The organism is Albibacillus kandeliae (genome assembly GCF_003116585.1).
Taxonomy (GTDB): Bacteria; Pseudomonadota; Alphaproteobacteria; order Rhodobacterales; family Rhodobacteraceae; genus Albibacillus; species Albibacillus kandeliae.
Genome location: NZ_QEHM01000003.1, coordinates 1 through 18,143, shown reverse-complemented (window position 1 = coordinate 18,143; position 18,143 = coordinate 1). Strand labels below are relative to the sequence as shown.

18 protein-coding genes and 1 tRNA gene are annotated in these 18,143 nt (G+C 65.4%); 13 read left to right on the top strand and 6 right to left on the bottom strand.

All coding sequences use genetic code 11. The annotated features are described in order from the left end of the window. Window positions 1-28 precede the first annotated feature (28 nt). The 4 genes from DDT93_RS06035 to DDT93_RS06020 all read left to right on the top strand — a co-directional run bounded on the left by DDT93_RS06035 (window position 29) and on the right by DDT93_RS06020 (window position 3,426). A complete protein-coding gene (locus DDT93_RS06035; protein ID WP_109464921.1) occupies window positions 29-865 on the top strand; it encodes an ABC transporter ATP-binding protein in 837 nt (278 codons plus the stop codon). A 45-nt stretch (window positions 866-910) separates the two neighbouring features. Further along, window positions 911-2,131, top strand: a complete 1,221-nt coding sequence (locus tag DDT93_RS06030) for a phenylacetate--CoA ligase family protein (protein WP_109464920.1) — start codon at window positions 911-913, stop codon at window positions 2,129-2,131. Window positions 2,132-2,438: 307 nt separating this feature from the next. Then, complete coding sequence (locus tag DDT93_RS06025) at window positions 2,439-2,741, top strand: hypothetical protein (RefSeq protein ID WP_109464919.1); 303 nt, start codon at window positions 2,439-2,441, stop codon at window positions 2,739-2,741. Between the two features lie 76 nt (window positions 2,742-2,817). Further along, window positions 2,818-3,426, top strand: coding sequence for a hypothetical protein (locus tag DDT93_RS06020; protein ID WP_109464918.1), 609 nt, complete (start codon window positions 2,818-2,820; stop codon window positions 3,424-3,426). A gap of 9 nt (window positions 3,427-3,435) precedes the next feature. Here DDT93_RS06020 and DDT93_RS06015 read toward each other — a convergent pair whose 3' ends face one another. Beyond that, the gene (locus DDT93_RS06015) at window positions 3,436-4,296 is read right to left on the bottom strand and encodes an N-formylglutamate amidohydrolase (RefSeq protein ID WP_109464917.1); all 861 of its coding nucleotides are present in this window, start codon (window positions 4,294-4,296) and stop codon (window positions 3,436-3,438) included. Between the two features lie 151 nt (window positions 4,297-4,447). On the opposite strand from DDT93_RS06015, the gene DDT93_RS06010 reads away from it, so the two are divergent. The 4 genes from DDT93_RS06010 (at window position 4,448) to DDT93_RS05995 (ending at window position 7,075) form a co-directional block, all read left to right on the top strand. Continuing rightward, window positions 4,448-4,522, top strand: a tRNA-Val gene (locus tag DDT93_RS06010). Window positions 4,523-4,603: 81 nt separating this feature from the next. Continuing rightward, window positions 4,604-4,729, top strand: coding sequence for a type B 50S ribosomal protein L36 (ykgO, locus tag DDT93_RS06005; RefSeq protein WP_109464916.1), 126 nt, complete (start codon window positions 4,604-4,606; stop codon window positions 4,727-4,729). Window positions 4,730-4,926: 197 nt separating this feature from the next. Then, window positions 4,927-5,943, top strand: a complete 1,017-nt coding sequence (locus DDT93_RS06000) for a Fe(3+) ABC transporter substrate-binding protein (RefSeq protein ID WP_109464915.1) — start codon at window positions 4,927-4,929, stop codon at window positions 5,941-5,943. Window positions 5,944-6,172: 229 nt separating this feature from the next. Further along, window positions 6,173-7,075 (top strand): adenylate/guanylate cyclase domain-containing protein, encoded by a 903-nt coding sequence (locus DDT93_RS05995; RefSeq protein WP_109464914.1) that lies wholly within the window; start codon window positions 6,173-6,175, stop codon window positions 7,073-7,075. Window positions 7,076-7,154: 79 nt separating this feature from the next. Here DDT93_RS05995 and DDT93_RS05990 read toward each other — a convergent pair whose 3' ends face one another. Both DDT93_RS05990 and DDT93_RS05985 read right to left on the bottom strand, forming a co-directional pair. Next, window positions 7,155-8,825, bottom strand: coding sequence for an ABC transporter permease (locus DDT93_RS05990; protein WP_198654796.1), 1,671 nt, complete (start codon window positions 8,823-8,825; stop codon window positions 7,155-7,157). A 91-nt stretch (window positions 8,826-8,916) separates the two neighbouring features. Continuing rightward, window positions 8,917-10,170, bottom strand: coding sequence for a DNA polymerase IV (locus DDT93_RS05985; protein WP_109464913.1), 1,254 nt, complete (start codon window positions 10,168-10,170; stop codon window positions 8,917-8,919). A 110-nt stretch (window positions 10,171-10,280) separates the two neighbouring features. Here DDT93_RS05985 and DDT93_RS05980 point away from each other — a divergent pair, with 110 nt between their 5' ends. Further along, entirely contained in the window at window positions 10,281-10,688 is a 408-nt protein-coding gene (locus tag DDT93_RS05980) for an NUDIX hydrolase (protein ID WP_109464912.1), read from the top strand. Between the two features lie 349 nt (window positions 10,689-11,037). On the opposite strand, the gene pyrF is transcribed toward DDT93_RS05980, so the two are convergent. Beyond that, window positions 11,038-11,748, bottom strand: a complete 711-nt coding sequence (pyrF, locus tag DDT93_RS05975; protein WP_109464911.1) for an orotidine-5'-phosphate decarboxylase — start codon at window positions 11,746-11,748, stop codon at window positions 11,038-11,040. Between the two features lie 237 nt (window positions 11,749-11,985). Here pyrF and clpB point away from each other — a divergent pair, with 237 nt between their 5' ends. Beyond that, entirely contained in the window at window positions 11,986-14,604 is a 2,619-nt protein-coding gene (gene clpB / locus DDT93_RS05970) for an ATP-dependent chaperone ClpB (RefSeq protein ID WP_109464910.1), read from the top strand. A gap of 76 nt (window positions 14,605-14,680) precedes the next feature. On the opposite strand, the gene DDT93_RS05965 is transcribed toward clpB, so the two are convergent. Together DDT93_RS05965 and DDT93_RS05960 are read right to left on the bottom strand one after the other, a co-directional pair. Continuing rightward, window positions 14,681-15,019, bottom strand: a complete 339-nt coding sequence (locus DDT93_RS05965) for a hypothetical protein (RefSeq protein WP_109464909.1) — start codon at window positions 15,017-15,019, stop codon at window positions 14,681-14,683. A 31-nt stretch (window positions 15,020-15,050) separates the two neighbouring features. After that, entirely contained in the window at window positions 15,051-15,497 is a 447-nt protein-coding gene (locus DDT93_RS05960) for an SRPBCC family protein (RefSeq protein WP_109464908.1), read from the bottom strand. A gap of 48 nt (window positions 15,498-15,545) precedes the next feature. On the opposite strand from DDT93_RS05960, the gene DDT93_RS05955 reads away from it, so the two are divergent. The 3 genes from DDT93_RS05955 (at window position 15,546) to msrQ (ending at window position 17,578) form a co-directional block, all read left to right on the top strand. After that, window positions 15,546-15,908, top strand: coding sequence for an ArsR/SmtB family transcription factor (locus DDT93_RS05955; RefSeq protein ID WP_109464907.1), 363 nt, complete (start codon window positions 15,546-15,548; stop codon window positions 15,906-15,908). 153 nt (window positions 15,909-16,061) lie between these two features. Then, window positions 16,062-16,958, top strand: coding sequence for a protein-methionine-sulfoxide reductase catalytic subunit MsrP (msrP, locus tag DDT93_RS05950; RefSeq protein WP_109464906.1), 897 nt, complete (start codon window positions 16,062-16,064; stop codon window positions 16,956-16,958). Next, window positions 16,958-17,578 carry a protein-methionine-sulfoxide reductase heme-binding subunit MsrQ gene (msrQ, locus tag DDT93_RS05945; protein WP_109464905.1) on the top strand — a complete coding sequence of 207 codons (621 nt, stop codon included), beginning with the start codon at window positions 16,958-16,960 and terminating at the stop codon, window positions 17,576-17,578. The genes msrP and msrQ overlap by 1 nt, the downstream gene beginning before the upstream one ends. The last annotated feature ends 565 nt before the right edge of the window (window positions 17,579-18,143 follow it).

Genomic DNA, 18,143 nt, shown 5'->3' with positions numbered 1-18,143 from the left:
GCCGGGGCAGGTGTGAGGAAGGTTCGCGATGCTGGACGCTGCCAATACGGTCGACGCCACGCAGGAGACACTGCTGGAGGTCAACAACATCGAGGTGATCTACAACCACGTGATCCTCGTGCTGAAGGGTGTCAGCCTGAAGGTGCCCAAGGGTGGGATCATCGCCCTGCTGGGCGGCAACGGCGCGGGCAAGACGACGACGCTGAAGGCGATCTCGGGGCTGCTGGCCTCGGAGCGGGGCGAAGTCACCAAGGGGTCGATCCGCTATCGCGGCGATTCCGTCCAGCACGAAGACCCGGCGCAGATCGTGCGCAAGGGCGTGATCCAGGTGATGGAGGGCCGCCACTGCTTCGAGCACCTGACGGTCGAGGAAAACCTGCTGACGGGGTATTACACCCGGACCACCGGCAAGGCCGAGATGGCCGAGATGCTGGAGAAGGTTTACGCCTACTTTCCGCGCCTCAAGGAGCGCCGGAAGAGCCAGGCGGGCTATACCTCGGGTGGCGAGCAACAGATGTGCGCCATCGGGCGCGCGATGATGGCCAAGCCCGAGACCATCCTGCTGGACGAGCCGAGCATGGGGCTGGCGCCGCAGCTGGTGGAAGAGATTTTCGGGATCGTGAAGGACCTGAACGAGCAGGAAGGCGTTAGCTTCCTGCTGGCCGAGCAGAACACCAACGTGGCACTGCGTTTCGCCCATTACGGATACATTCTGGAATCGGGGCGCGTGGTCATGGATGGACCGGCACAGGACCTGCGCGAGAACCCCGACGTTAAGGAATTTTACCTCGGCATGTCCGACGAAGGCCGCAAGTCCTTTCGGGATGTGCGTTCCTACCGCCGCCGCAAGCGCTGGCTCAGCTGACGCGCGTGCGCTGACGACGGAAGGATGACCTCAAGGAATTTGGCCATGACCCGCTTTTACGATGACCTCGAAACCCGCTCCGACGACGAGCGCGCCGCCGATATCGCGCGGTTGCTGCCGGAGCAGATTGCCCGTGCCAAGGCCCTGCCGGGCTATGCCAAGTCGCTTGCCGACGTCGACCCGGCCAAGATCACTTCGGTTGCGGATCTCGCTGCGCTGCCGGTGCTGCGCAAGTCGGAACTGGGCAAGGCGCAGGCGGCCAACCCGCCGTTTGGCGGCTTCACGGTGCGGCCGGCCTCGGGGTTCGCGCATATCTTCCAGTCGCCGGGCCCGATCTACGAGCCGGGTGGCATCGACCGCGACTGGTGGCGGTTCGGGCGGGTGCTGCACGCGGCGGGCATCGGCAAGGGCGATATCGTCCAGAACTGCTTTGGCTATCACCTGACCCCGGCGGGGATGCTGTTCGAGAATGGCGCCCGCGCGGTGGGGGCGGCCGTGCTTCCGGCGGGAACGGGCCAGACCGAGTTGCAGGTGACGGCGGCGCGCGACGTGGGCACGACCGCCTATGCGGGGACCCCGGATTACCTGAAGGTCATCCTCGACAAGGCCGATACCATGGGCGTGACACTGGGGATCACCAAGGCCACGGTCGGGGGTGGCGCGCTGTTCCCGAGCCTGCGGGCGGAGTACGCGGATCGCGGTATCTTCTGCCTGCAGTCCTATGCCACGGCGGATATCGGGAACATTGCCTACGAGACCGACGCGCTGGAGGGGATGATCGCCGACGAGCATGTGATCGTCGAGATCGTGACCCCGGGCACCGGCGATCCGGTCGCGCCCGGCGAGGTGGGCGAAGTGGTGGTGACGACCCTGAACCCGGACTACCCGCTGATCCGCTTTGCCACCGGCGACCTGAGCGCGGTGATGGATGGCAAGAGCCCCTGCGGACGGACCAACATGCGGATCCGCGGCTGGATGGGGCGGGCGGACCAGACCACCAAAATCAAGGGCATGTTCATCCGCCCCGAACAGGTGGCCGCGCTGGTCAGCAAGCACGAGGAGATCCTCAAGGCGCGCGTGGTGGCGCGGCGCGAGGGCGAGATGGATACCATGACCGTCCAGCTTGAAACCTCGGGCGGGGAGCGGCCCGAGTATGCCCGGACCATCGCGGATATCCTGAAGCTGAAGGGCAAGATCGAGATCATGGCCCCGGGCAGCCTGCCGCGGGACGGCCTGGTGATCGAGGATCAGCGCAGCTACGAGTAGAGGTTGGCCGCCGGGCAGGTGACGCAGCGAAAATCGGCCTCTCTGCGGGTCGGCAGCCTTGATTAACGTGAAAATAACCTAGATGACAGATATATGAAACGAATAAGCCCCGGCACCTGACTTGTACCGGGGCGAAATATATCTGAAATAAAGGGCTGGGCTGCCACTCACGAATTTTTACAGCGTCGCCCGGGTTCGCAGGATAGCACGGAGTCAGATGATGTCTAGGAATTTGTCAGAAAGACAATTTTCACCATTCTGATCTCCGTCGCCGTCCTCGGGTACATGAGCCAGCTGGAAGGACCGGATGGACAAACTGAAATCGATCGTCGAGCTGACGGAAATGTTGCGCCAGATGGAGCGCGACGTCGGTCTCGATAACCTGACCCAAGCGGAGCGCGACGTATTTCTTGCCGCGCATCGGCTGACAGAACGCCCCGGCGACATCGTGCAGTCCGACCAGATTCGCAGGCATGACCTGGTCTGTTCGATTGCGCAGGCCAGTTATCACCGCGCCCTGCGCAGCCTTCTGGCGCTCGGGTTGCTGGAGCGGGCGGGCGGTGCGCGGACAAAGCTCTACGTGGTGCGCAGCGACCGAATCGGGCGCTGATCATGGCGGGGGACAAGATCATTCCCTCTCCCAGGCCGAACGCCTTTCCTTCGCCGGGCGGGGATGCCCGTCACGAATGAATTCTGTCCGGACCCTTCTTTCGGAGCTTCAGAGCTTTTTCATCATCTTCTTCGTCTATGTCCTGTGCCACGGGGTGACCGCGTTGCTGGTGACACCGGTGCAGCAGATGTTCCTGTCGGAAGTCACCGCCTTTGCGAGCCTTGTCTACCTGCCGCACGGGGTTCGGGTGCTGTCGACATGGCTGGTCGGGTGGCGGGCGCTGTTTCCGCTGGCCGCCGGGGCCATGATCTCGGAACTGGCGTTTACCTCGGCCGATCTGCGCGAGGTGATGCAGCCCGTAATCTTGCTGTCCATCGCGGTGGGCGCGGTCTCGGCGTGGCTGGCCTTTCTGCTGATCGACCTGTTTCGCCGGGGTGGGGTGAACGCGGATCAGCGGATCAACTGGAAATGGCTGATCGTGGTGGGCGCCATCGCCTCGGTGATCAACTCGGTGGGGCAGTCGCTTGTGTTTTCCGGGCTGATCCTGCCCGATCACCTGCTGGCGGTGCTGGTCACCTATGCGATCGGCGACCTGATCGGCCTTGTCGTCTGCATGGTCGCGGCGATGCTGATCTTTCGCTGGGTCCGGCTCTACGTGGCGACGAATGGCGGCGGCCCGCGCTAGGGGCGGGGCCTATTCGGCGGCGAGGGGCTGCTCGATCTGACCGATGGCGACGATCTCGGCGATGACCTGGCGCATCTGCTGGCAGAACTCGTCGAATCGCGCGTTGGGCTCCACCTTCTTCTCGTCGAGATAGAGCGAGCGGTCGATCTCGATCTGGATGGCGTGCTGATTGCGCGAGGGGCGCCCGTAGGCCTGAGTCACGTAGGCCCCGGCAAAGGGGGCGTTGCGGGTCACGGTCAGGTCGGCGGCAGCAAAGGCGGCTTCGATCCGGTCAACGACGGCGGCCCCGGCGGCAGCGCCGAAGCGGTCGCCGAGCACGATTTCGGGTGCCTTGCGCAGGCCGCGCGACACGCCGTCCATCGCTTCGTGCGGCATCGAGTGGCAGTCGATCAGGATGGCTTCGCCGAACTGGGCCAGCGAGGTGTCGAGCAGCGATTGCAGCGTCTGGTGGTAGGGGTGCCAGTAGTGCTGGATCCGGCGCTGCGCCTCGGCCATCGGGAGCTTGCCGCTGTAGATCGCGCGCCCGTTGGCCACCACGCGGGGAATCACGCCAAGACCGCTGGCCACGCGCGGGTTGTGGCCATGACGCCGGGCGCCTTCGATCAGGGCCGGATCAAGCTCATCCACGTTGCGGTTTAGGTCCAGGTAGGCGCGCGGAACCCCTGCCAGCAGCAGCGGCGCACCGAGTTCGGGCGCGGCGCCGAAGATCATGTCGACGTAGGCGTCTTCGGAGGAGCGAATCGCCCGACCGTCGAGTTGGGTGGCGGCGAGGAACTCTTGCGGGTAGGCCCGGCAGGAATGTGGGGACGAAAAAACGACGCCTGAGGTCCTTTGGCGCGGCTCGAACAAATGAAAAGCGGGCTGGTCCATTCCGTCTCCTTGCAGAAAACAGCATAGACCGGAAAATAGGTTGCCCAAAAGCCCTTGATCACCCCGACGACTCCTTTTATAGACCCCGCTTACCGGCGCGGGACTTCCGCGCCCCATTTGTTCATGGGGCGAAGTGCCAGTCGGTATTCATGGGCGATTAGCTCAGTGGTAGAGCACTTCGTTGACATCGAAGGGGTCACAAGTTCGAACCTTGTATCGCCCACCATGAATTCACTGTCGGTCACCTCGGTTTCCGGCACCCGTCGTAACAAGGCGCTGGCCCGCGCCGCAGAACAGGAGAGAGGCCATGAAGGTCAAAAATTCGCTCCGCTCGCTCAAGAACCGGCACCGTGACTGCCGGGTTGTGCGTCGCAAAGGCCGCGTCTACGTGATCAACAAGACGCAGCGCCGCTACAAAGCCCGTCAGGGCTGAGGCGCAGAACACTGGTTCTGGAAAGGCCGCCCCTCGGGGCGGTCTTTTTGTTTTGTGATTCGCCATCTGGCGCGGACCCGGGCCGGGGCGACAATGTGTCAGTCTCATAACCTAGATTTTATTTGGACAGCCGGTTCCGAGAGTTTACCGATCAAAATACTCGGAAATTAGAAATCATCAAAAGGACCAGCTCGAACATGTTGCACCGCACCAGCGCAATTGTTGCTGCCGCCCTTGTCTCGGTCGCCGCCAGTGCCGTCATGGCGCAGGACGTGAACATCTACTCCTCGCGCCACTACGATACCGACGACCGGCTCTACTCGGACTTCGAGGAGCAGACGGGAATCACCGTCAACCGGATCGAGGGCAACGCCGACGAACTGATCGCGCGCATGCAGGCCGAAGGGGCGAATTCCCCGGCTGACGTGCTGATCACCGTCGATACCTCGCGGCTGTACCGGGCCAAGCAGGCCGGTGTGCTGCAGCCGGTCGACAGCGCGGTCCTGGAGCATCGCGTGCCCTCTTACCTGCAGGATGCCGACAACACCTGGTTCGGCTTTTCGCAGCGCTCGCGGATCATCTTCTACAACAAGGAAGCCATCGCCGAGCCGCCGAAGTCCTACGAGGCTCTGGCCGATCCGAAGTACAAGGGGATGATCTGCATCCGCTCGTCGAACAACACCTACAACCAGACCCTGCTGGCGGCGATCATCACGCATGATGGCGAGGATGCCGCGCGCGACTGGGCCAAGGGTATCGTGGCCAACATGGCGCGTGATCCGCAGGGCGGTGACACCGACCAGCTGCGCGGTCTGGTGTCGGGCGAGTGCGATATCGCGGTCTCGAACACCTACTACTTCGCCCGTTCGATCCGGACCGAGGTGGAAGGCATCAGCGAGTCGCGCGACAAGATCGGCTGGATCTTTCCCGACCAGGACACCTACGGCGCCCACATGAACCTGTCGGGCGGCGGCGTGGCGGCCCATGCGCCGAACCGCGAGAACGCCATCAAGTTCCTCGAGTACCTGACGAGCGACTCGGCGCAGAAATACTTCTCGTCCGGCAACGACGAATACCCCGCCGTGCCCGGTGTGGGCCTGTCGCCCTCGGTCGCCGAGCTCGGGTTCTTCCGTCCCGATTCGGTGAACCTCTCGGTCGTGGCCGAGAACATCCCCGCCGCGCAGAAGATCTTTGACGAGGTGGGCTGGCGCTAAGCCCGCAGGGGCTCGCACGGCCCGGGAAACCGGGCCGAAAGCGCTCGCCGGGCGGGCAGGGTAGGGAATACCTGCCCCCGCCCGGCATCGAATTTCTTTTACCCCAAAAGGTATTTCCGGCTAGAATGCGCCATCCCGGATTATTGCCGGATGTTCCTGGCCCCTTTTCGCCACAGTCGTACGCGACACTGAAACCGCAACCCGGACGAAGTCAGAAAGACCTGAAACGATGCCTCTCGCCTGCGTCTTGATCTCGGACATCACCGGATCCACGCAGATCTACGAGCGGGAAAGCAACGAGAAGGCGCTGGAATACATCGCGCCCGTGCTGGAACGGATGCGCGAGATCATCGCCGAGGCCGGCGGGATCTGCGTGAAGTCGAAGGGCGACGACACCATCTCCTTCTTTCCCACTCCGGATAGCGCCTTCGAAGCGGCCTGGACCATGATCTGCGAGGACTGGCACCTTGGCATGTCGGTCCACGCCGGGATCTATTTTGGCGAGGTGCTGCAGCAGGAAGCGGGGCTTTACGGCAGCGCCGTGAACACCGCCGCGCGGCTGGCCTCGCTGGCCAAGCCCCGCGAGGTGCTGGTAGGGGCGAACTGCTACGACACGCTATCGGAAGAGAACAAGGAGCGGCTGATCCTGATCGGCGAGCTGCACCTCAAGGGCAAGGAAGGCCCGACGCGGGTCTATGCCGGGTCGATGTCCGGCATGGCGGCGACGACCGTGGTCTTTGCGCGGCGGCAGGCGGAACGGGCCAGCCGGATCGAAGGGGTCGAGCTGGTGTGCAACGGCCAGACATGGCGCATCAGCGAAGGCGAGACCCTGACCATCGGGCGCGCGCGGGACTGCGATATCGTGCTGGATCACGCCTGGGTCTCGCGCCGCCACGGCGAGCTGGCGATCCATCAGTGGCAATTGGAGTACACCGACCACAGTTCCGCCGGGAGCATCCTGCGGCTGTCGGACGGCAGCGAGCTTTCGGTGCACCGGCGGGCCACCATGCTGAACGGCACCGGCACCATCTACCTCGGGCCGAACTCGTCGCGCGACGAGACCAGCGCGGTGCGGTTCGAGACGCAGGAGCTGAGCGTGATCGCGGTTTCGCTGGACGAGGACGGCGGCTGAACACCGCCGCGGGGGCGCTGCCCCCGTCGCCTCCCGGCGACTCCCCCGGGATATTTCCGACCCAAAGAAGCGCGGCGGCTCAGCGCCGGCGGCCCACCTGGCGGCAGATCAATATGACGGGCAGCAGGCCCACGGCGGCGATGACCAGCGAGGGCACCGCGGCGCCCTCGAGCCTCTCGTCGGAGGCGAGGCGATAGGCCTGCACGGCGAGGGTGTCGTAGTTGAAGGGCCGCATGATCAGGGTGGCAGGGAGCTCCTTCATCACGTCGACGAAGACGATCAGCAGGGCGGTCAGCAGGCTTGGCGTGAGGATCGGCAGGTGGATCCGGCGCAGCGTGCCGATCGGCGACTGGCCGAGCGAGCGGGCCGCCGCGTCCATGTTGGCGTGGATGGTGCTCTGCCCGCCCTCGTAGGCACCGAGGGCGGCGGCAAGGAAGCGGACCATGTAGGCGGCGACGAGCAGCCAGATAGAGCCGGTGATCAGCAGGCCGGTGCGGATGCCGAAGGTGGCCTGCATCCAGGCGTCGAGCGCATTGTCGAAGGCCGCGAAGGGGACCATCAGGCCCACGGCGATGACCCCGCCGGGCACTGCGTAGCCGAGGCGGGCGAGGTAGCCTGCCGCCGCCGAGCCGCGGCCCGGGCGCAGGCGCTGGAAGAAGCCGACGGCGACGGCGGCGGCTACGGTGACGGCGGCGGCCGTGCTGGCCAGGGTCAGCGAGTTGCCGAGGAAGCGCAGGTAGCGGGTCGAGAGCAGGTTCTGCTCGGACCCGAAGCCCATCGTCAGCAGGGCGATGGCGGGCACGAGGAAGCCGAAGAGCACGGGCAGGGCGCAGGCGGTGAGGGCCAGCCAAGCGCGCCAGCCGTGGAGCGGTTCGGGCGGCATCGAGATATGGGCGCGGCCCGCGTGATGGTAGCGCGCCTTGCCGCGCTGCAGCCGTTCGGTGACCGCGAGGACCAGCGCGAAGAGCAGGAGGCAGAGCGCGAGCTGCGCCGCCCCGGCACGGTCGCCGAGGGAGAACCAGCTTGTATAGATGCCGGTGGCGAAGGTCTGGACGCTGAAATAGGCGACGGTGCCGTAGTCGGCGATGGTCTCCATCACGGTCAGCAGCACGCCGCCTGCGATGGCCGGGCGGGCCATCGGCAGGCTCACCCGCCAGAAGGCAGACCAGCCGGACTGGCCAAGGGTGCGCGCGGCGAGGAAGGCGGCGGAGCTCTGCTGCAGGAAGGCGGCGCGGGCCAGTAGGTAGACATAGGGGTAGAGGACGAGGATCAGCATGGCGGCGGCGCCGCCGAGCGAGCGGATCTCGGGGAACCAGTAGTCGCGCGGGCCCCAGCCGGTCATGTCGCGCAGGGTGCTCTGGACGATGCCGGGGTGGTCCAGCAGGTAGGTGTAGGCGTAGGCCAGCACGTAGGCTGGCATCGCCAGCGGCAGGACCAGCGCGATCTCGAGCAGGCGCACGCCGGGGAAGCGGGTCATGCTGACCAGCCAGGCCGAGCCGGTGCCGACGACGAAGGTGCCGGTGGCGACCATGGCGATCAGGGCGAGGGTGGTCAGGGCGTAGCGGCCCAGCACGGTCTCGATCAGGTGGGAGACGGTATCGGTGCCGCCGGTGACGGCGGCGAGGGCGACGGCGACCATCGGCAGCAGGCAGGCGCAGGCCACGGCCCAGGCCAGCAGGCCGAGCAGGCGCGACCCGTGCGCGCGGGCGCGGCGGCTGCCGTGACTGGCGTAGAGGCGGGTCTCGCTCAAGGGCTCGGGCTCCTCGTGGACATCGTTGCCCTTATCCCGGGGAAAGGCCGCGAGTTCCAGCGCAAATCCCAGGGCGGGCCGGGGAGAGGGCTCAGCGCAGGGCGCGCCCCTTCATGATCGCGTCGCTGCCGAACCGTTCGCGGATGCGGTCGGTGGCGCGCTCGGCCTCGCTGCGGCGGGTCGCGCCGGGGTCGAGCAGGTCGCCGGATTTGTCTGCATCGCTGGCGGGGCAGAGATCGCTGATGCCGCAGCCGATCAGGCGGAACGGACCCTGGTCGGCAACCTGGTCGAAGAGGTTGCGCGCGGTGCGGTAGATGGTGTCGGCCATCTGGGTGGGCTCGCGCAGCGACAGGCGGCGGGTGACGATGGCGTGGTTGGCGCGCTTGGCCTTGAGCACCACCACCCGGCCCGCGAGGTCGCGCGCCTTTGCGCGGTCGGCGACCTTGACCGCCATGCGCCAGATATGGCCGTCGAGGATGTCGGTACTGGAGGTGTCCTCGTTGAAGGTGGTCTCGTTCGAGATCGACTTGACCGGCTCGTGGGCCGAGACCCGGCGGTGATCCTCGCCGCGCGCGAGATGCCAGAGGCGGTCGCCCATGCTGCCGAAGCGCTGGGTCAGCGCGGCCTTGTCCCAGCGCAGCAGGTCCGCGAAGGTGCGGATGCCGGCGCGGTCGAGCGATTCCTGCGCCGAGGGGCCGATGCCCCAGATCAGGCGCACGGGCTTGTCGTTGAGGAAGGCGGCGGTATCGGCGCGACCGATCACTGAGAAGCCGCGCGGCTTGTCGAGGTCGGAGGCCACCTTGGCGAGGAACTTGTTGTGGCTGAGCCCGATGGAGCCGGTCAGGCCCAGTTCGCTCTTCATACGGCGGGTCAGCCGGGCGAGCATTACTGCGGGCGGCGCGCCGTGCAGGCGCTCGGTGCCGGAGAGGTCGAGGAAGGCCTCGTCGAGCGAGAGCGGCTGGATCGCCGGGGTGAGCTCGTCCATCATGGCGCGGATCTGGCGCGAGGCCTCGGCATAGACCGACATCCGGGGTTTCAGCACCACCGCGTCGGGGCAGAGTTTCAGGGCCTGAAACATCGGCATGGCCGAACGCACGCCGCGGATGCGGGCGACGTAGCAGGCGGTCGATACGACGCCGCGGCGCCCGCCGCCGATGATCACCGGCTTGTCGGCGAGCTCGGGATTGTCGCGTTTCTCGACGCTGGCATAGAAGGCGTCGCAGTCCATATGGGCGATCGAGAGCTCGAAGAGTTCGGGGTGGGTCACCAGCCTGCGGCTGCCGCAGGAAGGACAGCGGCGCGTGTCTTCGGTGCGGGCCAGGCAGTCGCGGCAGAGGGCGGGCATGACGAGAGCTTTCGAAGGAAGCTTTTGGCGCGGGCGGTACGACTGTATACGTCAGCTCAGGCGCGCCCGCCATACCGTGGGTGACGGACAAGAGGCGGGAACAGAGGCAAATGAGTTTTATCGGGGCCAAGCTGGCGCTGTTCATCGGCGCGGACCTGCTGACCATTCTGCGGGACGACCGGCCGGATATTCCCTTTCCCGGGCACTGGGATTTCCCGGGCGGCGGGCGCGAGGGCGGCGAGAGCCCGGAGGCCTGCGCCCTGAGGGAGACGGCGGAGGAGGTCGGGCTGGTGCTGGCTGTATCGGACCTGGTCTGGTCGAACCGGCACGTGCGCGAACAGGGCGTGTCGTGGTTCTTTGCCGCGCATCTGCCGGGCGGTTCCGAAGCCCGCGTGCGGTTGGGGGACGAAGGGCAGGGCTGGGCGCTGATGTCGCCCGAAGACTACTGCGATCATCCGCTCGCCATCGCCCATTTCGTCGAGCAGCTGCGCCAGTACCAGTCTGAAGGCGGGTTCTGACGAACGCGAGAGCGTGCTGGTCCGGAGGCGGTTCGGGGCGGGACGTTGAGAAAAACGGCCCCCCTTAACCGAAAGGCCCCCCGCTGCTGGGCGGGGGGAGGTAACGAACCACAGGAAGAAAGGTTCGTTGGGGGAGTGTCTCGAGATCTATACTCGCCTAATACGGGCGAAACGCAAAGCGTGGACTTTACCTAGGGGCAAACCTGCGCCGATGTTGTGCCTTTCGTGGCACAGACACGGGGATATTGGGTGCGCCCGCGATTTCGCTGTCGACGGGCGCAGTCCGATCTGCCTGACGCAAGCTGCTGATTTGCTGTCTTAAACGGGGCCGGTGCCCGAATTTAGGGCATCAGCGCGGAAGTTCATCGAGAATGGCGCGGACGGCGGCGCGCGGGGCGGGCGCTTTCCAGACCGGGCGGCCCACGACGATGTGGTCGGCCCCTGCCGCGATGGCGCTGCCGGGCGTTGCGACGCGCTTCTGGTCGCCGAGTGCGGCACCGGCGGGGCGGACGCCCGGGGTCACGATCAGGCGGCCCGCCGATTCCGGCAGCGCGCGGATGGAGGCGGCCTCTTGCGGGGAGGCAATGATACCGTCGGCCCCGGCTTCGAAGGCGAGGGCGGCGCGTTCGACCACCAGCTCGGGCACCGTGCCGTCCTTCATCAGACCGGCGTCGAGATCGGCGCGGTCGAGCGACGTGAGGATGGTGACGCCGAGGATCTTGAGGTTGCTGCCTGCGGCCCCTTCCTTGGCTGCCCGGATCACGTGGGGGTCGCCGTGGACGGTCAGGAAGTCGAGGTCGAACTGGGCCAGCCCGCGCACCGCGTTCTCGATGGTCGCCGAGATATCGAAGAGCTTCATGTCGAGGAAGATGCGCTTGCCGTGTTCCTGGATCAGTTCGTTGGCGAGCGCGAGACCGCCGGTGGTCAGCATCCCGAGGCCGATCTTGTAGAAGCTGACCGAGTCGCCAAGCTGTTCGACAAGCGACAGGCCCTGGATCGCGTTGGGGACATCGAGCGCCACGATCAGGCGGTCGTCGGACAGAGTCTGGGCGTCGGTCATGGCGTGTCTCCGGGGGTGTCTGGGGGTATTGCGTCGCGCATACTCAAGATGGGCGGGTTTTTCCAGTGCCTTTGCGGATTGCCGGTGGGGCAGGGGGACGTAAGCTCGGGTCCTGATTGATCCCGATCAAGGTCTTGAAGCGCGGGACGGATTACCCATTTTGAAGACGAGGCCCGAGAGCCGGACGTGCTGCGAATGCGGGCGCCGGGAAAAGGGGCGCTTACAAAGGAGAGTAGTATGGACTTGAACAAGTTCACCGAGCGGGCACGGGGTTTCGTGCAGGCCGCTCAGACGATCGCGATGCGCGAAGGTCACCAGGGTCTGGTGCCCGAGCATCTTCTCAAGGCACTGATGGATGACGAGCAGGGGCTTGCGAGCAACCTGATCAGCCGTGCGGGCGGTCAGCCCAAGCGCGTGGTCGAGGTGCTGGACGCCTCGATGGCGAAGCTGCCCAAGGTCAGCGGCGGCTCGGGGCAGGTGTTCCTGGATTCCACAACCGGCCGCGTACTGGACGAGGCCGAGAAGCTGGCCAAGAAGGCGGGCGACAGTTTTGTCCCCGTTGAGCGGGTGCTGATGGCGCTGTGCATGGTCAAATCCAAGGCCAAGGATGCGCTCGACGCTGGCAAGGTCAGTGCTCAGAGCCTGAACGAGGCGATCAACGACATTCGCAAGGGCCGCACGGCCGACTCGGCCACCGCCGAGGAGGGCTATGACGCCCTCAAGAAATATGCGCGCGACCTGACCGAGGCCGCCGAGCAGGGCAAGATCGACCCGATCATCGGCCGCGACGAGGAAATCCGCCGCGCGATGCAGGTGCTGTCGCGCCGGACCAAGAACAACCCGGTGCTGATCGGGGAACCCGGCGTGGGTAAGACCGCGATTGCCGAGGGTCTTGCGCTGCGCATCATCAACGGCGACGTGCCGGAATCCCTGCGCAACAAGAAGCTGCTGGCGCTCGACATGGGATCGCTGATCGCCGGGGCGAAGTATCGCGGTGAGTTCGAGGAGCGGCTGAAGGCCGTGCTGACCGAGGTGACCGAGGCTGCCGGGCAGATCGTCCTGTTCATCGACGAGATGCATACGCTGGTGGGCGCGGGCAAGTCGGACGGCGCGATGGACGCTGCCAACCTGATCAAGCCTGCGCTGGCGCGGGGTGAGCTGCACTGCATCGGTGCGACCACGCTCGACGAGTACCGCAAGTACGTAGAGAAGGACGCGGCGCTTGCCCGCCGGTTCCAGCCGGTGATGGTCAGCGAGCCGACGGTCGAGGACACCATCTCGATCCTGCGGGGTATCAAGGAGAAGTACGAGCTGCACCACGGCGTGCGGATCTCGGACAGCGCCCTGGTGGCCGCGGCGACCATGTCGAACCGCTATATCACTGACCGGTTCCTGCCGGACAAGGCGATCGACCTTGTCGACGAGGCGGCCAGCCGTCTGCGGATGGAGGTGGATTCGAAGCCCGAGGAGCTGGACCAGCTCGACCGGCAGATCCTGCAACTCCAGATCGAGGAAGAGGCCCTGAAGCTGGAAGACGATGCCGCGTCGAAAGACCGGCTCGCCAAGCTGGAGAAGGACCTGGCCGAGCTGCAGGAGAAGAGTGCCGAGATGACAGCGAAATGGCAGGCCGAGCGTGACAAGCTCGCCGATGCCCGCGATCTGAAGGAGCAGCTCGACAAGGCGCGTGCCGATCTCGAGATCGCCAAGCGCGAGGGCAATCTCGCCAAGGCGGGCGAGCTGTCCTACGGCGTGATCCCGCAGCTGGAGAAACAGCTGGCCGAGGCCGAGAAGGCCGAGGAAGACGGGGTCATGGTCGAAGAGGCGGTGCGCCCCGAGCAGATCGCTGCCGTGGTCGAGCGCTGGACCGGTATCCCGATGTCCAAAATGCTGGAAGGCGAGCGCGAGAAGCTGCTGCGCATGGAAGACGACCTGCACCGCCGCGTGGTGGGTCAGGATACCGCCGTCCGTGCCGTGGCCAACGCGGTGCGCCGCGCCCGGGCGGGCCTGAACGACGAGAACCGGCCGCTGGGCTCGTTCCTCTTCCTCGGGCCGACCGGCGTGGGCAAGACCGAACTGACCAAGGCCGTGGCCGAGTTCCTGTTCGATGACGACACCGCGATGGTGCGGATCGACATGAGCGAGTTCATGGAAAAGCACTCCGTCGCCCGACTGATCGGCGCGCCTCCGGGCTACGTCGGTTACGACGAGGGCGGCGTGCTGACCGAGGCGGTGCGGCGCCGGCCCTACCAGGTCGTGCTGTTCGACGAGGTCGAGAAGGCGCACCCGGACGTGTTCAACGTGCTGCTGCAGGTGCTCGACGACGGGATGCTGACCGATGGTCAGGGTCACCACGTCGACTTCAAGCAGACGCTCATTGTGCTGACCTCGAACCTCGGGGCGCAGGCGCTGAGCCAGCTGCCGGAAGGTGCCGATGCCAGCGCGGCCAAGCGTGACGTGATGGACGCGGTGCGGGCGCACTTCCGCCCCGAGTTCCTGAACCGGCTCGACGAGACGATCATCTTTGACCGTCTCCAGCGCAAGGACATGGACGCCATCGTCGACATCCAGCTGCGCCGCCTGGCCAAGCGCCTTGCGGGTCGCAAGATCACGCTGGAGCTGGACGAGGCCGCCAAGACCTGGCTCGCCGACGAGGGCTACGATCCGGTGTTCGGGGCGCGCCCGCTGAAGCGGGTAATCCAGAATGCGCTGCAGAACCCTCTGGCCGAGATGCTGCTGGCCGGGGATGTGCTGGACGGCGCGGTGGTGCCTGTGAGCGCGGGGCCGGACGGTCTCATCATCGGGGACCGCATCTCTGCCTCGAACCGGCCGCGTCCGGACGATGCCGTCGTTCACTGATCTCTTTTGACGACAAAGGAAGGGCCCGCCAATTGGCGGGCCCTTTGCCGAAGATGGCGCCACCTGAGTTAAGGTCTCACGCCATCTGCTCCTTGCGCAGCAGGATGACCGTTCCGGCAGGGTCCGACGTCCAGTGCCCGACCACGTCGGTCAGCGGCTCCAACCCGTCACGGTTCGGGCTGCCGAGATGCGACAGGGCGGCGGCAGGGTCGTCGTCGAACAACTCGATCCACACATCCACCTGGCTCTGATGCGGGACGCGGTCGATCCAGAGGGTCAGGCTGCCGAACTCGAACCCGGTGCTGTCTTTCAATTCCCGGGCGACCGGCAACCCCACCTTTTCACGATAGAAGGCCACGGTGTCGTCCCAGCGGTGCGAAGGCACCTTGATGGCGATGTTCTTTCCGGCTTCCATGTCTTGTCACTCCAATACTGCAACCCCCGGGCTACTTGTAGAGCCCGTCCCGCAGGTTGATCCCATGCTCCAGCCAGACCTTCATGGCGCAGAGCATCCCCGTCCAACCCTCGCAGTTGCCGAGGCATGAGGTCAGGCCGGCCTCTGTCTCCGGCCAGCCGAATTCACTGATCCGCACGAGGGTCCGCCCATCGTCCAGAGGGCTGAACTCCATAGTGACAGTCGTCCAGGTGGCGGTCTTCGCGTGTGCCTCCCATTGCAGCACGATCTTTCGGTTGGGCACGACCTCCTGCACGAGAACGGGGAAGGCGCCGGGAAAGTCATGAAAGTCCCAGGTCACCTCGGCCCCGGGTTCCAGCCGGCCCCGTGCCCCGCCCGTGGTAAAGAACTTGGACAGGCGGTCAGGGGCGACAACCGCCTCGAAGATCTCCTCGACAGGTTTGGCAATGCGCCCGGCGACAGTGAACTTCAGTTCCATGGTCCGAATCCTCCTTGCATTCCGTCAATCATGTTATAAAATTATAACATGTCAATCGAAGACAAATTTGATGCCCTGTTCAAGGCGCTCGGGCATCGGGCGCGCAGGCAGATTCTCGACCTGATCAAGGACGGCCCGAAGACCACGGGTTCCCTTTGCGATGCGCTGCCGGATCTCGACCGCTGCACGGTGATGCAGCACCTCTCGGTATTGGAGAGCGCCGGACTGGTGGTGGCAGAGCGGCGCGGCCGGGAACGGTGGAACCATCTCGACGCGCTCCCCATCCACGACGTCCAGAAGCGTTGGATCGGGCCTTATGCCGCGCACGCCGTCGCAGTGCTCGACGGTCTGCAGGCGTTGGCCGCGCCAGAGGCGCCAGCACTGGAGGCTGCCGACAAGAGCGATGACTGAGACAGCGCGGCGGCTCTGCCCTGTCCTCCGGAGGCCCAAGCCTGTCTGAAGGGCAAACGTTTCAATGCCGTCGCCGAATCGTGAGTCGAATTGGTTTTGATCTGGCGGGGCGCGTGGGTACGTAATTGCAGGGAGTGCGTGAGAGGAGAGATCATGGCCCACCGCTGGAAGAACGATCTGACCGATGCCGATGTGACCCCGATGGGCGCCTACCTGAGCCGGCGCGAGGTCATGGCGGGGGTCGCCGGGCTGGGGCTCGCCTCGATGGCCGCGCCGGTGCGGGCGGCGGGCCTTAGCCCGAACAGCTGGGAAGAGATCACCAGCTACAACAACTACTACGAATTCGGCACCGGCAAGGAAGATCCGGCGCGCAACGCCGGGAGCCTGACCACCAAGCCCTGGACGGTGAAGATCGACGGCATGGTCGACAAGCCCGGCGACTACAGCTTTGATCAGATCATGCAGGCGATGACGGTGGAGAAGCGCATCTATCGTTTCCGCTGTGTCGAGGCGTGGTCGATGGTGATCCCGTGGAACGGGTTCGAACTGGCCGACCTGCTGAAGATGGCCGGCGTGCAGTCCGGCGCCAAGTATGTCGCCTTCGAGACCCTCTACCGTCCCGAAGAGATGCCGGGCCTGCGCTATCCGGTGCTGGACTGGCCCTATGTCGAGGGCCTGCGGCTCGACGAGGCGATGCACCCGCTGACCATCATGGCGACGGGCCTCTACGGCAAGCCGCTGCCCAACCAGAACGGCGCGCCCCTGCGCCTCGTGGTGCCGTGGAAGTACGGGTTCAAGTCGATCAAGTCGATCGTGCGGATCAGCCTGACCTCCAAGCAGCCGCCCACCAGCTGGAACAAGGCGAACGGGCGCGAGTATGGCTTCTATAGTAACGTGAACCCCAAGGTGGACCATCCGCGCTGGAGCCAGGCCTCCGAGCGGGCCATCGGTGGCGGGCTCTTCGCCAAGCGCCAGGACACCCTGATGTTCAACGGCTATGACGAGGTCGCGGGCCTCTATGCCGGCATGGACCTGTCGAAGTTCTATTGATGCTCGTCGATCGCCTGAACGCCGCGCTGCGCCGTGTCCCGGTCTGGGCCGTCTACCTGGTCGGGGCACTGCCGCCCTTCTGGTACCTCTACCTTGGGCTGACCGGGGGCCTCGGGGTCGATCCGGTCAAGTCGATGGAGCACGAGTTGGGGGAGCTGGCGCTGAAGCTGGTGATCGTCGGGCTGGCGGTGACGCCGCTCCGCCGCTTCGCCGGGGTGAACCTGATGAAGTTCCGCCGCTCGATCGGTCTGGTCACCTTCTATCTCGTCGTCTGTCACCTGCTGGTCTGGCTGGTTCTGGACGTCCAGATCCTCAGCCAGATCTGGGCCGACATCATAAAGCGTCCCTACATCACCATCGGCATGGTCGCCTTCGTACTGATGATCCCGCTGGCGGTGACCTCCAACAATCTCTCCGTGCGCAGGCTCGGGCCGGCATGGCGTCAGTTGCACAAGCTGGTCTACCCGGCGGCCATCCTCGGGGCGATTCACTTCATCCTGCTGCGCAAGGGCTTCCAGATCGAACCGCTGGTGTACCTCGCGATCATCGCGGTGCTGCTCGGCCTCCGTCTGATCCCCCGCGCCCGCAAGGGGGCAGGGCGGCGGGCGCAGCAAGCCTGACCCGGCGGGGAAGGGGGGGGCCGCGTAAAAGCGCCTGATTCCGGCGGATGACCGGATTTGTCCCTGAGACGCGAGTCGCTCTCCGGTGACTCGCCCGATTCAGGGGGCCAGTCGGGGGCGGTTCACCCGGCGAGTCGCCGCGAGTCACGTATCACTCTGGATGCTTTTGGGGGTAACCCTGTGGATAGCCCAAAATGTGGTGTCCGGTGTCCCGAAAAGCTCACGCGGCTCTTGGGGCCAAATCAGGCGCATCGCTGGCATGGTGAAAAATCCGCCGAATAACATATAGCAAAATCAGTGCGTTGCGGGGTTTGCGAAGAAAATGTGATGCTTTCTGCAAAAAGCCTCTTGCGGGTGCTGGGTGTGAACCGTAAATAGCCCTTCACCGGCGGCGCTGAGGCGCGGGACGGGGCGCCAGACGGGCGGTACGGACGGGAACGGACGGATCGTTACGAGACGCAAGGAAGAAAATCTGAGGTAATGCAGGCGGGGCGCGCCGAGAAGTTAGGGCGCATCTCGTGAGTTTTGTCTCTACGCTCTTTGACATTGATGACAAACTGAAGAG

Bases quoted from the DNA above. Each gene is read 5' to 3' on its own strand.
- DDT93_RS06035 (WP_109464921.1), top strand. From the start codon at position 29: ATGCTGGACGCTGCCAATACGGTCGACGCCACGCAGGAGACACTGCTG.
- DDT93_RS06030 (WP_109464920.1), top strand. From the start codon at position 911: ATGACCCGCTTTTACGATGACCTCGAAACCCGCTCCGACGACGAGCGC.
- DDT93_RS06025 (WP_109464919.1), top strand. From the start codon at position 2,439: ATGGACAAACTGAAATCGATCGTCGAGCTGACGGAAATGTTGCGCCAG.
- DDT93_RS06020 (WP_109464918.1), top strand. From the start codon at position 2,818: ATGAATTCTGTCCGGACCCTTCTTTCGGAGCTTCAGAGCTTTTTCATC.
- DDT93_RS06015 (WP_109464917.1), bottom strand. From the start codon at position 4,296: ATGGACCAGCCCGCTTTTCATTTGTTCGAGCCGCGCCAAAGGACCTCA.
- ykgO (WP_109464916.1), top strand. From the start codon at position 4,604: ATGAAGGTCAAAAATTCGCTCCGCTCGCTCAAGAACCGGCACCGTGAC.
- DDT93_RS06000 (WP_109464915.1), top strand. From the start codon at position 4,927: ATGTTGCACCGCACCAGCGCAATTGTTGCTGCCGCCCTTGTCTCGGTC.
- DDT93_RS05995 (WP_109464914.1), top strand. From the start codon at position 6,173: ATGCCTCTCGCCTGCGTCTTGATCTCGGACATCACCGGATCCACGCAG.
- DDT93_RS05985 (WP_109464913.1), bottom strand. From the start codon at position 10,170: ATGCCCGCCCTCTGCCGCGACTGCCTGGCCCGCACCGAAGACACGCGC.
- DDT93_RS05980 (WP_109464912.1), top strand. From the start codon at position 10,281: ATGAGTTTTATCGGGGCCAAGCTGGCGCTGTTCATCGGCGCGGACCTG.
- pyrF (WP_109464911.1), bottom strand. From the start codon at position 11,748: ATGACCGACGCCCAGACTCTGTCCGACGACCGCCTGATCGTGGCGCTC.
- clpB (WP_109464910.1), top strand. From the start codon at position 11,986: ATGGACTTGAACAAGTTCACCGAGCGGGCACGGGGTTTCGTGCAGGCC.
- DDT93_RS05965 (WP_109464909.1), bottom strand. From the start codon at position 15,019: ATGGAAGCCGGAAAGAACATCGCCATCAAGGTGCCTTCGCACCGCTGG.
- DDT93_RS05960 (WP_109464908.1), bottom strand. From the start codon at position 15,497: ATGGAACTGAAGTTCACTGTCGCCGGGCGCATTGCCAAACCTGTCGAG.
- DDT93_RS05955 (WP_109464907.1), top strand. From the start codon at position 15,546: ATGTCAATCGAAGACAAATTTGATGCCCTGTTCAAGGCGCTCGGGCAT.
- msrP (WP_109464906.1), top strand. From the start codon at position 16,062: ATGGCCCACCGCTGGAAGAACGATCTGACCGATGCCGATGTGACCCCG.
- msrQ (WP_109464905.1), top strand. From the start codon at position 16,958: ATGCTCGTCGATCGCCTGAACGCCGCGCTGCGCCGTGTCCCGGTCTGG.